This is a genomic window from Tychonema sp. LEGE 07196, from assembly GCF_963890365.1.
Taxonomy (GTDB): domain Bacteria; phylum Cyanobacteriota; class Cyanobacteriia; order Cyanobacteriales; family Microcoleaceae; genus Microcoleus.
Window position 1 is genome coordinate 97,478 of the sequence record NZ_CAWPRX010000213.1, and the last position, 20,271, is coordinate 117,748.

Sequence of the window (20,271 nt, forward strand, 5' to 3'; positions counted from 1 at the left end):
TCAAACTGGAATTGGCGGCGATCTCGAATGGCGCTACAGCTCAAGCTCCTATTAATTTTCTCACTCCTTCAAGATAGAAAAGTCTGAGACGTTCGCCCAAAGCAGTCAAATCTGGCTCGCAGTTTAAAGGAGTTCTTAATAGTTCAACTTTCTCTCCATTTACATCTGCTAACAAAACGAGTTCGTTTCCTGTTGCATATCCTGTAAAATTAGGACTAAAATTATTGGGTAAAAATTCGTTGGTAATGCCGTGACTTTGCGAGAACCTTAGTTTAACCCAGTCTATTGTAACCCGAGCAATACCGCGACGTTTTAAGTTTATTGCATCTGCATCGTGAATTGTACCAAAGCCTTCGCCAAGTTCGCCTGCAACAGTTCGACTTACGTTATAAAGCTCCTTAACGAGCTGTTGAGCAAGTTCTTTAAAAGATTGGCGTCGGGCATAATCAGAGGAAGTTGATACTTTATTTTGGATGCGAGCAATATATTGTTCGGCATTGCGAGCGTTCTCAGTTGCAGAAACGCAATCTATCAAGGCTTTTTGTAGCTCGGGTATAGATTGCCAACGGTAGTCGATTTGAGTTCCAAAAGCTCGGTCAAAAATTCCATTCACTTTAGCCAGTAAATCGTCAGGGTGTTTCGCCAAAGCTTTTTGACTTTCCGGTCTTTGATGGGGCTTTCTTCCTTCGCAGTCGAGCAAAGTAACAGGAGGCGACCCAGCGATCGCAAAAAACAAAATTCCGCAGCATTGCGTAATATCTGCTCTGGGGTCGCGCTGCATGCTGCTGTTTACTTGAAGTTCGGGAAGTGCTAAAAATCGGTTTCCCAGTTGCTGCCAAGCGGGGGTCAAAGTAGTATTGTCAGTATCACATTCGTTAAATGATATGCCAAAATCTATAAGAACTGGAGCGCTGATGTCGTTGCAGCGGATGATAATGTTGTCCGGCTTGATATCTCGGTGTACAATCCCAAGATTGTGACAGTATTGTAGGGTTTCTAAAAGTTTCAGAACAAGATTGATAGCATCCGCGATCGCCATAGGTTGAGCGGGGTCTAGGATTTCTGACAGCGTTTTTCCTTCAATAAACTCAGCAACCATGTAAAGCGGAACGTCGGTAGCAAATTGGTCGGAATTCGATTCAATCAAGCGCGGGATGCCGGGGCAATCGAGGGTACTCAACGCAGCAACCTCTCTGTGCATTCTCTTGCGCCTTTCAGGATCTTTCTGATTTTTGAGTATTTTTAATACAAAACTCCGAGACAAAATTGCAGACTCTTTAGGTTTGACAAGAAAAGTATCCCCTTGTCCGCCGCCACCAATCGGTTTGACTATTTCCCATTTTTCATCCCAAGGTTTGTTTTTCTGTTTACTCATAGTCTTTCTCCTTCTTCTTAAACTTTGGTTGCTCTAGAAGCGCTCTCACCCTCTACGTAAATTATTTGTCACTGGCTCCTTATCTTAAGTCAGTTAGCATCAAGCGCAAGAAAGCTAAACATACGGGTAATCAAATAACTTGAGCAGAGCTAACTCTAGGTATCCCAGACCGAGACTCCAGGCCTCTGTTCGGATTTCTTCTGAAGCTCCACCTCCTTTATGACGGTTTTTCGGATTAGGATGAACGATTGCGTTCCGTATTTCAGTGATCGCCTGTGGACCATCAACCCAATTTTGCTGATTCGCTAACTGAGTCAAATTAATTAAGTCAGTGGGTAGTTTTAAATCTATCCCCAAAGATGACAGCAAAAGTCTCACTTGATCGGCGGCTGGGAGTTTTTGAAAGCCATTTTGACGCTCGGCTGCGTTTATCTTCTACGAGCAAGACCCATGCCAGCCGTTCTAATGCTGCCTGCTGTAAAACAATCGCACCATTTACTCCTCCTGCTTGCTTTTTACTCTCCACATACCAATGAATAGACTCTTGTACCAACTCCCGCCAGTTTTTATCCTGCCATCGGTGCATAAAACCGGGAAAGGTTTCCACTAGGTCGGTTGAATCTGGAGAAAACCACGCATAAGTGTTTTGCCAAGAGTCGGCACGGCAAGCTGACCATTCCTCAAAGACCTGCGTCCCTTCGGCATCAAAACCAGCAATCAGCATGGGAGCCAACCACAGTCCTCTAGCAAATGAAAGGTAATAAGAAAAGGCTTCTAACAGGTCACGGGCATCGTCGATTGAGAAGGGGGTTCGATCTAACCGCTCCAGTTTGCAGATATGGGTTAGGCTATAGCCGCCTTGAGATTGAAGCAACTCGTGGATATCCCAATTTTCGGGAAGAGTTGCTAATACTATCCGCCAATCTCCAGTCTGAAAGACAAACTGCCCGTCAAATACCCATTCCCACCAACCTTCCAGCTTTTCTTCTTCTCCTTCTTCATTCATTACCCATGTGTTGAAAATGTCGAAAAACGGGAAGTTAGGCAAGTGAAATACTAAGGAGGTTAATTCGTGACCCTTGCCTTTAACAATTGCTTCGCAGGGATAGCCTGATATTATAGACCTATGGTTTCCCCAACTTGTTGTCTGTGAAATGCGAACTTTCACGGTGATGCCAATCTCTGTCAGTTTCAGAGTAACGTCATCCCAATCAATTCGCGCCGGGCGTGAAATGAGTGAACTCAAACTTAACGCACGGAGACGGGAACCACCCAAAGATTGTAGTTGCTTGACCTTCAATGACCTGTTCGCCTTTAATCAACTCAGCGAAGCCTCGGTACAGTTGTATGGGCTGATTGGGATGCTGACCTAAATAAAGTGTGGGTTTAGGAAGATGATTGCTCGGAACCGAATTAGCAGCATTCATATAAAAATCTTCGGAGTTTTGTCTTAGTATAATACAGTTTATACTACACTGCTGAGTTTCGCACTTAACGCAATTCTGCACTTAGAGGCAAACCCACACGCATCCACCTCTCTCAGATGCCGTAGCCGAGATACTGATTTTCCGAGGACATGAGGTAAAGAAAGGCTAAGAAACGCCCGGTAGAGGCTTGGTTATTGGAATCGAAACGCCAGTACCCCATCTAAAGTTTGCGGCACTGCACTAATCCCAATCGATCAGGTGTTGGCAACCAGAGCGCGGGCATCGGATCGATCGGTGATGACAAAGGAACTGCTACTTTTTACGCTCGCCCACACAATCGCATCTAACTCAACATCACTCAGCACTTTGGGTTTCATCCCATACAAATCTTGCAGCAGGGCCTTGACATCGGGAAATGCAAAATACTCCGTCAGGAGAGCCAATTCGATAATTAAAAGAACGATTGCCAATTAGAGCAACGATTAAGGATGTAACAGGGGATTGTTTCTAATTTCCGATAAACATTCTTCTAAAGACAAACCATGCAAAATTTCCCACCATTGCCCCGTATGTCTCATGTAGGCCACATTAAAACAATCTGGCCCAACATATTCTAGGCGGGCGGAGCGAGACTCAAAAGACGGGGAAATCGCCCTCGGACTCGGACAATTATAAGTTGAGCAGAAGTAAAAATAGTTGCGATACCACTTGCCAAAGATATCCGTTCGATAGTTGAAATCATGGTCTGTGGGTGGAGAGTCGATATATTTGGGCTTAAATTCTGTTTGAATTAACTCATTACATTTTTGTTCGATTAATTGTTTCTCAGTATCAGGCACTGTAGGTTTAGACTGTTTGCCAGAAGAAGAAAGCCAGAGCTTTTTTGCTTTTTTTGCCATTGAATTTGTTTTCCTGATTATCTAGGTAGAATTGAAACGACAAAATCGATCGTTCGACCTACTGTGAAGGTAGTGGCTGCTTGCAACAACCTTTGTTGGGCTACTTATCAAGGCGGCGCGAGCCTCCAAGTAATGCGAGCCGCTTTTGTCAAACGGCGCAATCTATGCCTTGATTGGGTGCGGTGCGGATGATTTGTAGCAAGCACGCTCTCGTATTGATAATACTTAATTTTCCCCGCGAAACTGCCTTACTCAAAACTTTTGGCTCCATCCCATACAAATCCCGTAGCACAACCTTGACGTTAGGAAACACAAAATACGAACGCCCGTTGCCCAATGCGGTGATTAAACACTTTCTAACCCAGATACCACAACTACGAGCGTGTCACACTGCGCCTCTTGTTCTGCCTAGCTATGGATTTGGTGCTGGGCTCCGCGTTGCAATCCACTCTCTTTTTTTGGCTCTAAATCTTCTTCAAAGCGATCGGGGTATAGCGAGGGGTCTAACCCTACATTATGCCCCGCTCGCCTTAAACACAACGCAAAAATAACGGTTTGAGAGTGTTGATCGCTTCGAGCGAACAAAGACTGATTTTGTTGATTTGGTGGGACAAGCAGCTCGAACAATCCTTTAACTCAATTACGGGACGGGTTTGCTTTCGCTCGTGCGTTCGCCTAGGTTGACTGATTGGCAGCGAGCGGAATCTGATTGCTCGCAATTGAGTACATCCACCTCAATCTCGCTCAGCACTTTGGGTTCCATCTCATACAAATCAGTCAGAATAAGCTTGACATTGGGAAACGCAAAATACTCCGTCAGTTTCCCAATCCGGTAGTTAAAGGGTTGATACCGATGTTTGAAGTAAAGCTCCACATTCCCCCGGTGTTCCCACAGTCCCAGCAAGCTGACGGTCACATCCGAGTAATGCGCTCTGACATCCCGCTGCACTTCCGCGATGCGTTCCTCGATCGATCGAATTGTAATGCCAATTTTGTAAAACGTTTGACCGTTTGCTTTTACCTCAAGAAAATAGAGCGAGTTCACCAGAATCCGACGAAGCTGCGCTCGATAAATCAGCAAATCAGCCCGCCGTTCATCCAAACAAGATAACCCCGCAGATAAAGCAATCTCTACAGAGCTTTCCAATGAAGCCAGCTCCGACAGCAGCAAAGGTTCTTGGACTTTGTTGAACAGCGCCAGGGGAAGCGCGCCGACGGGGATTTTGCCGAGGTCGGTAAAGTGATAAGTGCGATCGCCCGACGACTCCACCAATCCTTTGAGTTCCCACCGAAAGTTTACCAAGTCTTTGGAAATGGCGTAATTTTGTGCGCCGTACTCTTTCCACAGCACCTTCAACTGTTCTAATTCCTCACCATACAGCTCGATGGTGAAATTATTGTAGAGAGGCAGCGATGGGAAAGCTTTGGTTTTAATCCGCTGTGACACGGGCTTGCAAGTTTCCTCGGTGTGCGCGAAGTGATGTTCTTTCACCGAACCCTTTTTTGCTGTGAGGGAGCCTCCACAGTAGAGACAAGTTAGCTGAGTTTTTCCGCGCACAACTTCATCAATGCTCGTCAGTTCGCCACTGCGAGCAACACCAAATTTAAGCCACATCGCCCTTCAATTCTCCTCAATGCAGGTTTGAAGATGCACCCGCTAGATGAAGAATTGTAACAATATTGCTTGTTAATAGCCTCTGCCAGGCGGGGAGAACCAACCTCAAGGTGCTGCTGAGGGCGACTCTTTTGAGAGGTTAATTTTGGATAAAGACAAGTCTTTCTTAGTCTAAATTAGTATTTATAATCACACTTTGAAAGAGTAAATGCTCAACTTACTTGGAGAGCAACAGCCGGAAACCTTGAAGTTGCACGCACCGGTGCCACTGGCATTGCATCCTGCGGAGGTGTACCTAGACAGTTTGGGAAGCGATCGCTCGAAGGCAACGATGGCGGCAGGACTTGACATCATGGCGAAGCTGCTCACTAATGGGGAGTGCGGCGCGATGACTTTGAATTGGGCAGCATTGCGCTACAGGCACACGGCAGCGCTGCGCTCGGCTCTGGAGAAACAGTACGCGCCAGCTTCGGTGAATCAAATGCTGTGCGCCCTTCGGCGGGTGCTTAAGGAAGCTTTGCGGTTAGATTTGATCGACCCTCTGGATTACAGCAAGGCGGTAGACGTGAGAAGCGTCAAGCAATCGGGAAAACCAAGGGGGCGAGCGTTATCCCCACATGAAATTGCAGCGCTGGTGCAAAGTTGCTCTGGCGAGAGTACCGTTGATGTTCGAGATGCAGCCTTGATTGCTATCTTGCGGGGGGGAGGCATCCGCCGCGCTGAAGCAGTCAGCCTTAATTTGGACGATTTCAACCGCTCCACTGGAGCATTGGAAATTCGATTCGGGAAGGGGAAGAAAAACAGGATGGTCTATCTCCCAGAGGCAGCGATGGCCTTGGTAGAAAAGTGGCTCAATTTGAGAGGAGAGGAACCGGGCCCGTTGCTTTTTCCCATCCGTAAGGGAGGAGAAATTCAATTTCGGCGGATGACGGAGGATGGTGTCTTAAAGATTTTGCAGCGACGGGCTCAACTCGCTGGAGTGGATTCTTTCTCTCCCCACGATTTCAGGCGGACGTTTTGCTCAGACCTCCTCGATGCTGGAGTCGATATCGTGACAGTGCAGAAATTGGCTGGGCACGCATCGCCGGTAACGACAGCTAAGTACGATCGCCGCGGCGAAGAAACGAAGCGACGGGCTGTGCAGCATTTGGGGTTTTGATGCTGAGGGTGGAGAGTTCATTGCAGATTTTCTTGAGCAATGCTAGGCCGTGCCTTCTATTTTCCTCTCAAGCGCGATAAGGTCTACGTCTGAGAGGCTGGAATACTTACTGCATTACTGCATCGGTCGGGGGGATTTCTTAATGCGGTAGTCCAGCTCACGGAGGGCGGCCGTAGAATATACAGCATCGGTCACTTGGTTCAAGACGGGACTGAACAAAATTAGCCCGTTCCTTCGCTGACCGTCATACAGCGCGATCGCTGCACCGGCATCCGAATAAATGCAGGCGCAGCAGCCCAAGCATTATTGGCTGTCTGTGGCGATGAGGGAAAGGAGGTACAGGCGAGTGGTGTGAAAAAACGCGGTGTGTAGGTTTTTCCGACACTTTAGGGGCTAAGCATATCGTAGTGTTTGACGAGAGGGCGATCGCTACCCTATTCCAGGTTTATAAACTACAAAGGTTCTAAATCGTAGACTCTACTACCATATTTTGAGCGTGTGTGTCTGAGTGTCAACCCAGTAAAACGCTTACTTTAGCAAAGAAAAGAGGTTGTTTGGGTCGATATTTTTCGCTTTTTCTCAATACTCACACCCCAAAAGTTGCAAACTTTCAGTGGCCGACTGGCTACTGAGTATTGTTTTTTTTCGGGCGTTAGATACAAGTTTTCTTAGTTCAAAAAATATTCTACTATGGCTGACACATTGCTTCTGGCTAAAAAATCCAATGTTAACAATACTCTCATTTATGGTGCAATTAAGATATTTTTCTACTATTTAGCTTAATAAATTGGTGCGCTAATTAACACAGCTTTAACTTTTTGCCTTGCCGATGCGGGGGAACATAACCCGCTTTTTGTTTTTTTTTTATATTTTGAGAACCCCTTTACTTAGATATAAAAATTGGGCTAGTTTTTTAAGTGATGTATCCTCTTGTTTAAATTTTAACTATTGTTTTATGAAGCTCGTTGGAAAAAAGTTTCATTTTTTTGCCCCGCTCTACTAAATTAGTGCACCATATTTATAGTGAATATGCTGTAGAGTTTAGGCTAGTGGCAGTAAGCAATCAAGCTACAAACCAGGTTAAGCTCAACCATAGTGAGCGATCACACGCAGTACACCCACTAAACCAACATCCATTGTTCGTCAAGACTAATGCCTACCGAGAGAATCACCCAAGACACACTTGACAGTATTCTTGCCCTCCAGATAGTCGTCGCCTGGGCTGGTGAAGGAGCTTGTGATCCCAAACGCCTTGACTGGTGGCGTACTGACTTAATTGATGAATACGGTGGTGGCGACCTATTCCGGCGACTGCTTCCTAAAACCCACTCATGGGCATCTTTAGAAACAGTAAGGCAGGCAGCGATCGCGTTAGACCGACGCAAGCGCTCTGAAATGGCTAGACCAGATCATGTTTGTACATTATTTTTCTGGGGATTCTCTGTGGATGAGCAATTAGCAGAGCGACTGGCTTTTCATAAGCGCAGTAGAGAACAACCACGAGACACTTTAAAACAAATTCCGGTGGATATATATAAGCCTTTTTCTCAAGCTGAATTTAAAATAGCTATTGAGATTCCCAATCAAAAGGTGGAATTTAAGGTTGTACCCAGCGGACGGGAAGTTTTAGGGGAAATGCTAAAAGCACTCGACGAGCGTGCTAAGAAGTTAGCATCTGCGCTTTTACCCCTACCCCAAGACGACAGCTATCCCATGCCATTCTACCGTTTAGAGGAAAACTAAAATCAATGGCTGGGATAACTAAACATCAAGTTCTTAACAAAGTATCTGCCAACTTCATATCACACGGTAAAGAAGTTGAGCAATTCCATACCCGTTTACTGCGTACATCCTTGGCTTTGGAAGAAAGTCGAATTTATTGGGAACATTCAAGAATAAATATTCCCAAGGAAAAAAGAGCAGTGGTGGCCTTTGAAGAACGCTGGTTTGGTAGCAAAAGCATGGCAAGAGTTCGCAGTTTACTGGTCGAATTGAGCCATCGCTTCGATGCCTATCCGATCGCACTACAGGTTCTTGGTCACTGGTGTCCCTCCGATCCAACGACTCGCCAAAATATCTGCCACTGGTATATGCAGCTAACAGATCCCATGTATCGTACTTTTACAGGTGTCTTCTTAGAACAGCGTCGTCTTCAATCCAATCCAAGTATCGACCGGGATATAGTAGCCCGTTGGGTTACTCAAAAGCTGGAAAGTGATTGGTCAGCAGCAACAACTTTACGAATGGCAACGGGTTTAATTGCTACTGTGGCAGATGCAGGGCTTTGCTCGAAAAACGTCGGTACGCGCAGCCTCCAGTATCCCAAGGTAACTGATGAAGCACTGGCTTACTGGCTCTACTTTTTGCGTCATCTGTCTTTTGAAGGGTCACTTTTAAATAATCCTTATTTCACATCAGTGGGTTTAAGTGAGAACTTTCTGGAACAGCGGTTGCGCCGCTTACCAGGACTTACCTTTAATCGGATGGGCGACCTTTACGAGTTTGGATGGCATTACGCTGACCTCAAATCCTGGGCGATTCAAATCTTAGGCTTGAAGTGGGAGGAAGAAGTATGACAGGGTTGTTATTTGAAAGTTCGTCCTTAGAAAGTGCTATACAGGCACTACGCAATGATTTATTGGATAAAGATAGCCCCAAAATTAGCACGATGCGGAATTACCAATTTGCGATCTTGCAATATACCCCTCGTGATGAGTTTAAACTTCGCGCCCGCATTCGCTGGTTAACTGATGACCTAAAAAGTCAAGGATGGAATGTATTAGCAATTTCTCTTCAACATCTATTTTTAAATCGAATTAAGAAAGAAGAGCAACGAGTTTTAGATAGCATGATTGGCACTGAACATCGTCTTTATCCTAAATCGCCAGAGCGGGCTCTTAACCATTTAAAAGATAAAATTGCTCTCTATGTTGAGGGGTCTGAAGGAGTCGCTAAGGATGTAATTGCAGTGATTGATGAATTTGCCAATAATTATCTGGGAAACAACGATCGTACCTTAATTTTTTTAGGACGAGCTGGAGCTTTATACCCATTTTTTCGCTCGTCAGCCCTTCTTAAACACATTGATGGTAAAACACGCAATTTGCCAGTAGTTCTGCTCTATCCCGGCGACCGCAAAGATTTGAATGCTTTGTCTTTTATGGGAGAACTCCCTGCTGACCGGGACTATCGACCTCGGATCTACTCCTGATTAATACTACTGTCGTAATCACTAGAGAAACAATAATGTTGTTATGCTAATTAAAGATATTTTTGCTGCTGACATTACCCGTGATATTGCTCCTGTTGTTTATTTTCATGAGCAAGATCCCACTAAAGTTTTAGAAGAAGTTTCCGAATATATCATTACTGGCGGGTATCCAGAAAATGACCCGCGTCATCGCCGGGTGCAATCAGGAATTCACGAACAGTTTGTTAAGTTACTCAAAGCACTAGCAGAAGAATTAGAGAAAAACAAGGGTTCGGAGCTTCCAGCATCTTGGATTTCGGGTTTTTATGGTTCTGGTAAATCGAGTTTTGCTAAGCTTTTAGGGCTTGCCTTAGATGGTATGGTCTTACCTGATAAGCGTAAGTTAGCTGATGCGCTTTTGGAACGGGATGACTCACCGAATTCTCAGGAATTTAGGGACTTATGGTACAAGATATGCAGTCAGATTAGCCCCATTGCAGTAGTTTTTGATATCGGTGCAATAGCACGGGATGATGAACATATTCATTCAGCCGTGAAGCGTCAGATACAAGTTCGTTTGGATTATTGCACTATTAGTCATTATGTAGCAGACCATGAACTAAAACTAGAGTTAGATGGTAAGTGGGATGATTTCTTGACTTGTGCTGAAACAACACTTAATAAAACTTGGTCAGCAGCAAAAAATGACCAATTGGCAGAGGAAGCTTTTTCTGAAATTATGTGTGCCATGAATCCTACTCGTTATATTGACCCAATGAGTTGGTTTGATAGTCGTGCAGGTTCTCAGACAGGCAGTGGTACATCAGTTGCAGAAACAACTCAAGATATTATTAATATGCTCGATCGCCGTGCCCCCGGTAAAACCGTTTTTATCGTGGTGGATGAAGTGAGCCAATATATCCACCAGAATAACAACCGAATGCTGAAATTACAATCCTTTGTTTCAGATTTGGGACAGAAATTAAAAGGGCGAGTTTGGTTACTAGCAACTGGACAACAAAAACTTGAGGATAGTGAAGATCAGAGCAGTATTGGTAAATTAAAAGACCGTTTTCCGCCGAAATTACGGGTTCATTTAGCACCCACTAATATTCGCGATGTGGTTCACAAACGGTTATTGAAAAAAGCTGTCTCAAAGGAAGCCGAGCTGCGAGCGCTCTTCCAACACCACCGCAGTGACCTAAAATTATACGGCTATAAATGCGATTCTATCACTGAAGATGATTTTCTTGAAGTCTATCCCATGCTTCCCGGATACGTTGATTTGCTGATGCAAATTACGACTAATCTCCGCACTCGTTCTACTCGTGCTAGAGGAGACGATCATGCAATTCGCGGATTGTTACAACTGTTAGGTGAATTGTTTCGAGAGCAGAAGTTAGGAGAACGACAGCTTGGTGCTTTAGTGACGCTAAATAGTATTTATGAAGTGCAGCAATCTGCCCTAGATGCTGATATGCAAAATACCTTAACTCGGTTATTTAACCATGAAGAAGTTATTAACAATCCTCTGACCATAAAAGTGGCAAAAACTATATCACTTTTGGAGTTAATTCAGGAACAGCAACCAACCACAGCGACATTAGTTAGTCAGTGTCTTTATTCTGAATTAGGTCAGGGTAATCAAGAGCCAAGTATTACACAATCATTAGAAAAATTGCGGAATTTAGGACTGCTTTCTTATTCTGATAAACTCGGCTACAAGATTCAAAGTTCTGCTGGACAAGAATGGCAGCGAGAACGGGATGCTTACAGTGTTATCTCCGATGCTCTAAGTCAAATTGTGGCAGAGAAGCTGAAAACTTTGCTCGGTAGTGTGGAACGTCCTCGCTATAAAAATAAGGCTTTTCCTTGGTTTGCTTTTTATAGTGATGGTCGCCAACGGCAAGATGAACGCCTGCAAGGATTGAACGATCCTGCTGTCTTAATTGTTGATTTTCGCTATTTTTATACTAATCAAGAAGACCGTAATTCTAGCACTTGGATACAAAACAGTGATAGTGCTAATTTGCGCGATCGCATTATTTGGGTGATCGGTAAATTAAGCGATTTGGTTGCCGCCCAAGCGCGAGATTTAGAACGTTCTCGTCATATCGTCAATAAGTACGAATCGCGCCGACACTCTCTTTCGGGAGAAAAACAGCGATTATTGTCTGACGAAATCACCCGGCGGGATAATTTAGAAAAAAAGGTACAAACTACGATCGCCCAAGCTTTTTTAGATGGTGAACTCTATTTTAGAGGGCGGCAGATCGATAAGCAACAATTTGGTACAGCATTTACTACAGTTCTAGAACGGGTGGGAGGAAGTATTTTACCAGAACTTTACAACCGTTATGTTGATATAGCGATTACACCTGGGGAATTAACCCAACTTCTTGAACCGAATTTATCTGGGCCATCTCAAAAGTTTATGGGGTCGGAATTGGGTATTTTAGAACTGGATGCAGGTAAATATATTCCCACCTGTAGCGGAGAAGTTCCCTCGCGTCTTGCTCGATATATTCAAGACCAAAATGGCATTCCTGGCAACGCCCTACTCGCGCATTTTGGGGGGCCACCCTACGGTTATCCGGCAGATGTGGTTAAAGCGTGTTTAGCAGGGTTGTTACGGGCTAATAAGGTGCGAATTCGCCCGGAAAGCGGCCCAGAAATCACCTCGGTGCGCGATCCGGGTGCTAAGGATATGTTTACCAAAGACCGGGATATCAAACGCGCTGATTTATTACCACCGAATCAAACGGAAATTACTCCGCGTGACAGAATTGCCATTTGTAAGTTTTTCAAGGATTCCCTTGGTATTGACCTCGATCGCGAAAATGATGCGATCGCAGATGCAGTCTTCCAGCAGTTTCCCAATCAGGTCAAGCGCTTGCAAGAGTTAGAGAGACGTTACAATCGTTTGCCAAACCGTCCAGATTTGCCCCCAGCTTTGGTAAAGTTACGGGAGGCGCTGGAGAAATCAATGCGATCGCGTCAAGTAGAAGATACAGTTATCACTGTTAAGAAAAATTTGGATGCCCTACGAGATGGCATTCAAGAATTAGGAATTTCCTTGACAGATTTATCCGATTCTGGTATTGAAGCTGTAGCTAAAACAGCTAAAATTCGGGATAACCAAGTGGCGCAACTCCAGCAGATTGACCGCATTGCAGAAGTTAAGCCAGCAATTGATGCTTTGATAGATCACCTAAATTGCGAGCGACCTTGGCGAGATATTAACAGTTTGAAACCGCATTTAGAAACGATTGAAGAGCACTATAAGGCGGTGCGTTTGAGTTTAATTGAACAGCAAGACAAACAAGCGGAAACGATTCGCAGTCGCATAAAACAGCGCCAAGGGTTTATTAAATTAAATGAAAAGCAAGGCGATTATGTACTGCGTCCAATCCACAAAGCCGTTCCTGATACAACTCAAGACTCGCTTTATCCCTCTTTATTAGAGTTACGAGATTCAGCAATTTTACGATTGCAAACTGCTGAACAAGAGGCAAACACTTATTTGGATAATACCTTATCTCAGGTGACAGATGAACAGGTAATTCAGCTACAACTTAACCTGAGTGGACGTGAAGTAAGTACGCCAGAGGAAATAGAAGCTTTAGCAAATCAAATTAAAGAACGCCTCTTAGCGCAGCTTAAACCAAACACTCGCATTCGCATTATCTAAACACCTTAATCTTTTCTGTCTTACTTATGTACCTTACTCCTCAAGCTAAATCTAAATTGTCCAATACCATTCGCATTTTGAGAGAACGATTGCTTATCGACTTTCATAATGCTATCGATAGTGCGTATCGGCTGTCTATCCCTTTAAAGACAGCGGGACTTTCAGAAGAACTACACATGAAACGTCAGCGTTTGGAACAGTGGTTAGATGAACAGTCTCGCAGCGAAACTAAGGCGAAAAAAGATGAGGTACGCCAACGTTATCTAAAAACGGCAGAAAAATTGGCAGCAGCGACATTTTTAAACCGTCTGATTGTGATTAAACAAATGGAAGCGCATGGACTTATTAAACCAGCCGTAATAACGGGGGGTTGGCAAAGTTCTGGGTATCGGGAATTTAGAGATTTTGCGCCGGAATTATTGAAGGATGAAACTGAGGGATATGGGACGTTACTGCAACTTTTATATGATGAATTATCGTTGGAGTTGCCGGGGTTATTTGGTGATGTGGGAGTAACGGCACTATTTCCAATTCCAGCGAGTACGTTACGGGCAGTTATTGAAGCGTTGAATCAACCAGAATTACAGGATGCTTGGTTAGATGATACTACGCTGGGTTGGGTTTACCAATATTGGAATGACCCGGAACGAGAAGCACTGGATGCTAAATTGAATGGTGGGGGAAAGGTGGAACCTCACGAAATTGCTAGCAAAACCCAGATGTTTACAGAGCGTTATATGGTGGAATGGCTGCTACATAATAGTTTGGGGCAAATGTGGCTGGCAATGTGCCAAAAGCACCGTTGGATAGCGGAAGTAGAAGCAGATGGTACGTTACAACGTTTGGAAACTCGGCGCAAGGAATGGCGGGAAAAGCGCGAGAAAGGGGAGGTAAGTTTAGATGCGCTAATGCCAATTGAGTCGGAAAGTGAGGAACTTTGGAAGTATTGGGTACCGCAACCTTTGACGGATGATGCTGTTGAGTATGCGCCAGATAGTGTGCGAGAGATTAAAATTTTAGATCCCGCTTGTGGTTCGGGGCATTTTTTAGTAATTGCTTTTGGGTTGTTGTTTGCGCTGTATCGAGAGGAAGCGCGACACCGAGGGGAAAGTTGGAACGATGTTTCAATTGTAGAATCGATTTTAGAGAATAATCTTTATGGTATCGATATTGACCCAAACGCAGTGCAAATTGCGGCAGCAGCGTTAATTTTGAAAGCGCGTTTGATTTGTCCTAAAGCGAGTCCGCGATTTTTAAATTTAGTTGCATCAAATCTTCAGTTAGGTTCTTTACCGGAAAACGATCCGGCATTAGTGGAATTACGGCGAGAGGTAACAGAAACTACAGGAATTCCTGAAAAATTAACAAATCAAATTGTTCAATCTTTGAAAGGGGCGGATTATTTGGGGAGTTTGCTGAAAGTTGATACAGCGGTTGATGAAGCAATATTAAACTATGAGCAGAGTTTAGTTAAGCCGATTCAAGGTAGTTTATTTTACTCCGTTTATGCTGAAGATGAAGCGAATGACTTAGCTAGTCGCAGCCAGAAAATGAAAGATTCTCTATTAGAAAAGTTAGAGAAATTTTTGTCACGTTGCACCAATGGGGATGATTTGGGTTTGCGGTTGCGAGGAGAACAATTGGCGGCGGGAATTCGGTTTATTCGGATGATTCAGGAAAATTATTATGATTTGGTAATTGGTAATCCGCCTTATCAAGGAACTAGCAAAATGGTAGATGCTGCTTATATCACTAAGCATTATCCGATGGGGAAAGCAGATTTATATGCAGCATTTTTAGAACGGGGTTTGCAATTAGTTAAAGTTGGCGGTATTTCGGCCATGCTGACGATGCGAAATTGGATGTTTATTCAACAGTTTACTAAAATCCGTGAGTATTTAATTGATAATTTCGATTTAAGAATTTTGGGAGATGTGGATCGAGGTGCGTTTGACGAAGTGCCAAATGAAGTATTGGCAGCAGTTATGAGTGTATTTCAAAAAGTCCCACCTAGCGGAAATATTAGTATAGCGATGCAACCAACTCCGTTAGATGATAATTCTTATGATAGACAACGAACAAAGCGCAAACGGGCAGCAGTTTTGGCGCAAGTAGGGCGGTTTGAATTTGAGAGAGATCGCTTCAACGCCATCAAAGAAAAACCCCTCATTTACTGGTGGGATGATGATTTTTTACAACGCTATGCTGGAACAATAAAACTCAGAGAATGTGTAGAAATGTGGCAAGGAGTAGCCACGACTAATAATACCAGATTTCTACGTAATATTTGGGAAGTGCAGAGGCAAGACTTATGGCTTGTTCGCGCAAAAGGTAAAATTCGTATTCAGCCTGAACTAGAATCCGTAAAATGGGTCCCATATGTAAAAGGGGCAAAGGGTAGAGCTTGGTTTGATTCAATTTCTGATGTAATAGAATGGGATAGAGCCGGGTTGAAATTAGGAGTTTGTCAAGATTTTTATCGTATTAAGCACCCTGCACTACAAATTAAAGATGCTCAAATGTTTTTTAGAATAGCTATTGCTTATTCTACTATTGGATCTTATTTTTCAGCAAGATTACATAGATTTAGAAGTATTTTTGATGTTTCAGGATCATCGGTTTTTCCCATAGGGAATGAAGAATTACTTTGTTGTCTTCTAAATAGCAAGATTTCCAGTAAAATTCTTTCCTCTCTTAACCCAACAGTTAATTTTCAAGTCGGAGATATAAAACGCCTTCCTTTATTTCCCATCGAGTCAGCAGAAGAAATATTTAACGAACTAGAAAACGCCTTCACCGAACACGAAAAAGCCCGCGAAACCTCAGTAGAATTTAAACAACCCGCTCCTTCAGCTTGGAACTACGCCCAAGAATGGGCGCAAAAAGCAGTAGATAGAGAACCCGGAACCCCCTTACCCGACTATCAACCCATCTACGAACAACCCGCCGCCACTAATTTTGTATCCTATTCCATTGGAGTAGCATTAGGGCGGTTTGAAAAGACAGAGGGCAGAGGGCAGAGGGCAGAAGGTAAGGAAGGAGGGAAGGTGCAAGAAAATAGGCTTCCGCATGGGATTTTATATCTTTCTGCCTACTCAGAACGCGACAATTTACAACATCCAGCCAGCCAAATTATCCGCGAAACTTGGCAACAACACGGCGCAACCATTGCCAAAAGCAAAACCTTGCGAGAATGGCTGAGACTCAACTTTTTTAAAGAGGTTCACCTGGAAATGTACGCAAACCGCCCCATCTACTTTCCCCTCTCATCCACCAAGAAAAACTTTGTCGCTTTCATCAGCATTCATCGCTGGCAAAATAACACCTTGCAAGACCTCTTAGCAGAATACCTCATCCCCGAATTAAACCACCTCGAAGGCGAACTCAGCGACTTAATTGATGCCCGACATCAAGGCGATAAAAAAAACCAAACCAAAGCCGAAGAACGCTACAGCAAAATTCAACAACTCCACACCGAACTAAAAACATTTATTGACCTCGTAAGACAAACTGCCGAACAAGGCGCACCCCCCGCCAACCCCAAAGACACCGCCCGCGAAGTCGATGCCCGTTTCAAAATGGATTTAGATGATGGTGTAATGATTAATAGCGCTGCCCTTTGGTCACTTCTAGAACCCCAATGGACGCAACCCAAAAAATGGTGGTCAGAACTCTGCAACGCCCAAGGCAAAAAAGATTACGACTGGGCACATTTAGCCGCCCGTTACTTCCCCAGCCGAGTCGATGAAAAATGTCAAAAAGACCCCTCCCTCGCCGTCGCCCACGGTGTTTTTTGGAAATACCATCCCGCCAAAGCCTACGAATGGGAATTGCGCTTAAAAGATGAAATTTCCTCCGACTTCACCATTGATGAACAAAACTCTGATGAATATCGCCAAACCTTTGAGGAAGAAAACCCAGAATTAGTTAATGACTTAATCGAAAAAGAAGAAAAACGCCGAGAACGCAAACGGAAAAAAGAAGAAGATGATAATGATACGCCTCTTTTAGACCAAATTGATAATTCAGGGGAGGAAGAAGAATGAAAGAACTAAATTTTATTACCAGTGTTTTAGAAGAACAAGTAAAAGGGGAATTACGTCAACAAGGAATTGTTGTTTGGCTAGATAAAGACGGTTACTATAATACCTACGTTGATGATTTAATTGCCCGTTATTCTCGCGGGGAATTTTTTGCCCCCGTCGTCGCCTTTCGCGGTAGCTACCTAGAAATGCTACTCGCCCTTGAACCTTATGGAAACGGACTCGACCCCGAACCATTACTCATTCATCTCCCCGGTCACACCGAAGAAACTGTCCGTAAAACCCCAATCCTAGAACTTTATCACGCAGGTTATCGCTTCCGCAAAGCTCTCGATACCCTCATCCGCGAAGCCGCTACCGGGCGCGTCACCCCTGCCGAAATTGACGCTTATCTGAAAAATGGCATTTCTGACCTAAACTCTGCTGAAGTCTGGTTAGAAAGCCACCTAGCCCAACCTCAAGGCGGAATTGCCGCCTACCTAAACAGCCTTAGCCTAGAATGGATTTTAGACGGTCTTTTAGGCGAAGAAAAAGTTTTACAATCAAAAATTTCTGATTCAAGCGCCCTTGATACCCTCGCCCAACATCTCTATCGTCACACAGGATTAGATCAAGCATTTTTGCAATTTTTTCAGGGCAATAAACTTTTATCTTTTATAGATTTAGGAGATGCTTTTGCAGCTTGGTTAATGTGTGTTGAATATGTCAACGACCTTAAGCGTTCTCCTTATTTAGATACACTCAAGCCTCTGACTCGATTATCTAACCCCCTACGAAAAGCTTGCGAACAATTAATTAATTACCTAAGACAACGCCACCCGGAAATTTATGCGATAAAAGCTACCATTGTCGAATCCCATTTAGAACCTGAACTTAATGCTATCCGCCCGGAAGATTTAGGAAAAATTGATACATTCCACCGCGAAGAAAGTATCATTTTAGAAAGTGCCGTGCGATCACTTCTGACCGGAGAATGGCAAAAAGCGATGCAGTGGTCAGACTCTCGCACGGAAACCCCCTCATTTTGGCTAGAACGCGATCGCACCCGCCGTTTAGAATGGTCGTTAATCCGAGATGCTGCAACCTTGGGGTGTGAGATTGACAAAAATGGGCGATCGCTCAAAGACATTTATACTCTTAGAGAAGCCCTAGAAATTTACACCCAATCTGCCTATGCAGTAGACAAAGCTCATCGCCATTTAGAACAACAACGATTAAAACTTTTAGAACCTACTTTACCACATTTCGCTCAACTTCTAGAAGCGGCTGATAAACTACGTTCTGAATATCGAAATTGGGCAGATACTTTAGCTCAAGACTTTGCTAATATTTGCACTAGAGAAAGCTTTTTACCCGACGATGACTTACAACAGCGTACCTTGTACGATCAAGTTGTTCACCCCCTAACCAAAACTAACAAAAAAGTCGCTTATTTCTTAATTGATGCTTTCCGCTATGAAATGGCAACCGAACTAATAGCAGAATTTGAAGACAGTGGCATTACTGTTAATCTAAAAGGACGTTATGCCGAACTGCCAACTATCACCGCCGTTGGTATGAACCTTCTCGCTCCTGTTCATCAATTCGGCAAATTATCCCTAGCAAATGGAGAAGGGTTTAAAGGATTTAAAACAGGCGAATACACCGTGCGGAAACCCGACGAAAGAGTCCGGGCAATGAGCGATAAAAGCATTGATAATGTTAGTGCAGGTCGGCGGAAAGTGCGGGGCGTAAGTTTAGCAGAAATTTGCGATCGTTCCACCACCAGCTTAAAAAAAAGTTACTCCGATGCCAATCTGATTGTTGTTCACAGTAAAGAAATTGACGATGCAGGCGAAGCAAATGTCGGTTTAGCCACCTTTGAAACTTGGCTGCAACAAATTAAATCAGCTTGGAATCTACTCAAAAGTATTGGCATAAATGAATTTGTTTTTACTGCCGATCACGGATTCCTTTTACAAGACCAAACCACCCAAGAAAAGCCCTACGGTAGTAAAAAAGATCCCAATCGCCGCTACATTTTAGCCGCAGATGCCCGCCTAGAAGAAGGGATGGTCGTCGTTCCTCTAAATGCTCTTCAATACGAAGGTCAAAACAATTACTTATTATTTCGTAAAGACACAGCAATATTTGCCACTGGCAACCCCGGTGCGACTTTTGTACATGGTGGAAATAGCCTGCAAGAGCGAGTTATTCCTGTCTTAACAGTATCCCATCGCTATCAATCTAATCTAGCGATGGTTAAGTACCTAATTGAAGCCAAACCCGAACGAGAAATCATGGGTCATAGTCGCATTCAAGTGCGGATAAAACCAGCGCCCGTAGCCCAAGGCGTTCTCAGTTTTGTGACTGCTAAAACCATTAACCTTGCCTTGCGCGTACCCGAACGACCGGATATTCAAATAATAATTAAAGATGCACCCGGAGCCGAGGTAAAAAATCAACAAATTGAAATTCCGGTTGGTGGAGATTGGATTGAGGTATTATTTGACTTGAAAGGACAGCGAGATGAGCGCGATCTGATTGAAGTTTTCCATCCAGATAATATTGAAGATGTAGACCCGCTCATCCCTCAAACTTATTTCAATGTATCCGGTTCTCTCCAAAACGCTTCTCCTCGTGTTACTGGGTCAAGTCGGGACACAAACTGGCAGGATAGTTTTGAAGATGAGGCAATTCGGAACGTATTTCTTCACCTCCAGCAACACAGCTCAATTACAGAAATAGAGCTAACTCAAATGCTTGGTTCAGCCAGACAGGTACGGCGCTTCTCCGTAGAATTTGAAGAACACCTTAAAAAAGTTCCTTTCTCCGTCATAATTGAAACAACCAGTAACGGCAAACGCTATGTCAAACAAAGTTAAAATAGAAG

Annotated in this window: 13 protein-coding genes; 7 read left to right on the forward strand and 6 right to left on the reverse strand. The window is 43.9% G+C overall.

The features are described 5' to 3' along the window. Window positions 1-40 precede the first annotated feature (40 nt). From AACV78_RS27165 to AACV78_RS27190, 6 genes are all read right to left on the reverse strand, one after another. Window positions 41-1,375 carry a serine/threonine protein kinase gene (locus AACV78_RS27165; protein WP_194008294.1) on the reverse strand — a complete coding sequence of 445 codons (1,335 nt, stop codon included), beginning with the start codon at window positions 1,373-1,375 and terminating at the stop codon, window positions 41-43. 328 nt (window positions 1,376-1,703) lie between these two features. Next, on the reverse strand, window positions 1,704-2,621 hold the full coding sequence (locus AACV78_RS27170) for a YopA family protein (protein WP_194008293.1): 918 nt from the start codon (window positions 2,619-2,621) through the stop codon (window positions 1,704-1,706). Next, window positions 2,587-2,802 (reverse strand): hypothetical protein, encoded by a 216-nt coding sequence (locus AACV78_RS27175; protein ID WP_015179779.1) that lies wholly within the window; start codon window positions 2,800-2,802, stop codon window positions 2,587-2,589. The genes AACV78_RS27170 and AACV78_RS27175 overlap by 35 nt, the downstream gene beginning before the upstream one ends. A 254-nt stretch (window positions 2,803-3,056) precedes the next feature. Next, on the reverse strand, window positions 3,057-3,272 hold the full coding sequence (locus AACV78_RS27180; RefSeq protein WP_194008292.1) for a hypothetical protein: 216 nt from the start codon (window positions 3,270-3,272) through the stop codon (window positions 3,057-3,059). A 12-nt stretch (window positions 3,273-3,284) separates the two neighbouring features. Then, complete coding sequence (locus AACV78_RS27185; RefSeq protein ID WP_172189454.1) at window positions 3,285-3,701, reverse strand: DUF3024 domain-containing protein; 417 nt, start codon at window positions 3,699-3,701, stop codon at window positions 3,285-3,287. Window positions 3,702-4,341: 640 nt separating this feature from the next. Further along, a complete protein-coding gene (locus AACV78_RS27190; protein WP_194008291.1) occupies window positions 4,342-5,316 on the reverse strand; it encodes a GIY-YIG nuclease family protein in 975 nt (324 codons plus the stop codon). Between the two features lie 208 nt (window positions 5,317-5,524). Here AACV78_RS27190 and AACV78_RS27195 point away from each other — a divergent pair, with 208 nt between their 5' ends. From AACV78_RS27195 to pglZ, 7 genes are all read left to right on the forward strand, one after another. After that, complete coding sequence (locus AACV78_RS27195; RefSeq protein WP_194008290.1) at window positions 5,525-6,475, forward strand: tyrosine-type recombinase/integrase; 951 nt, start codon at window positions 5,525-5,527, stop codon at window positions 6,473-6,475. Between the two features lie 1,152 nt (window positions 6,476-7,627). Continuing rightward, window positions 7,628-8,218 (forward strand): BREX-6 system BrxE protein, encoded by a 591-nt coding sequence (gene brxE, locus AACV78_RS27200; protein ID WP_194008289.1) that lies wholly within the window; start codon window positions 7,628-7,630, stop codon window positions 8,216-8,218. A gap of 5 nt (window positions 8,219-8,223) precedes the next feature. After that, window positions 8,224-9,051, forward strand: a complete 828-nt coding sequence (locus AACV78_RS27205; RefSeq protein WP_194008288.1) for a BrxA family protein — start codon at window positions 8,224-8,226, stop codon at window positions 9,049-9,051. Continuing rightward, window positions 9,048-9,686: a BREX protein BrxB domain-containing protein gene (locus AACV78_RS27210; protein ID WP_194008287.1), complete on the forward strand. Its 639-nt coding sequence runs from the start codon at window positions 9,048-9,050 to the stop codon at window positions 9,684-9,686. Before AACV78_RS27205 ends, AACV78_RS27210 begins: the two co-directional genes overlap by 4 nt. A gap of 43 nt (window positions 9,687-9,729) precedes the next feature. After that, window positions 9,730-13,356 (forward strand): BREX system P-loop protein BrxC, encoded by a 3,627-nt coding sequence (gene brxC / locus AACV78_RS27215; RefSeq protein ID WP_194008286.1) that lies wholly within the window; start codon window positions 9,730-9,732, stop codon window positions 13,354-13,356. 26 nt (window positions 13,357-13,382) lie between these two features. Next, window positions 13,383-17,402, forward strand: a complete 4,020-nt coding sequence (gene pglX / locus AACV78_RS27220) for a BREX-6 system adenine-specific DNA-methyltransferase PglX (protein ID WP_194008285.1) — start codon at window positions 13,383-13,385, stop codon at window positions 17,400-17,402. After that, window positions 17,399-20,263 (forward strand): BREX-6 system phosphatase PglZ, encoded by a 2,865-nt coding sequence (gene pglZ / locus AACV78_RS27225; RefSeq protein ID WP_194008284.1) that lies wholly within the window; start codon window positions 17,399-17,401, stop codon window positions 20,261-20,263. Before pglX ends, pglZ begins: the two co-directional genes overlap by 4 nt. Window positions 20,264-20,271 lie beyond the last annotated feature (8 nt).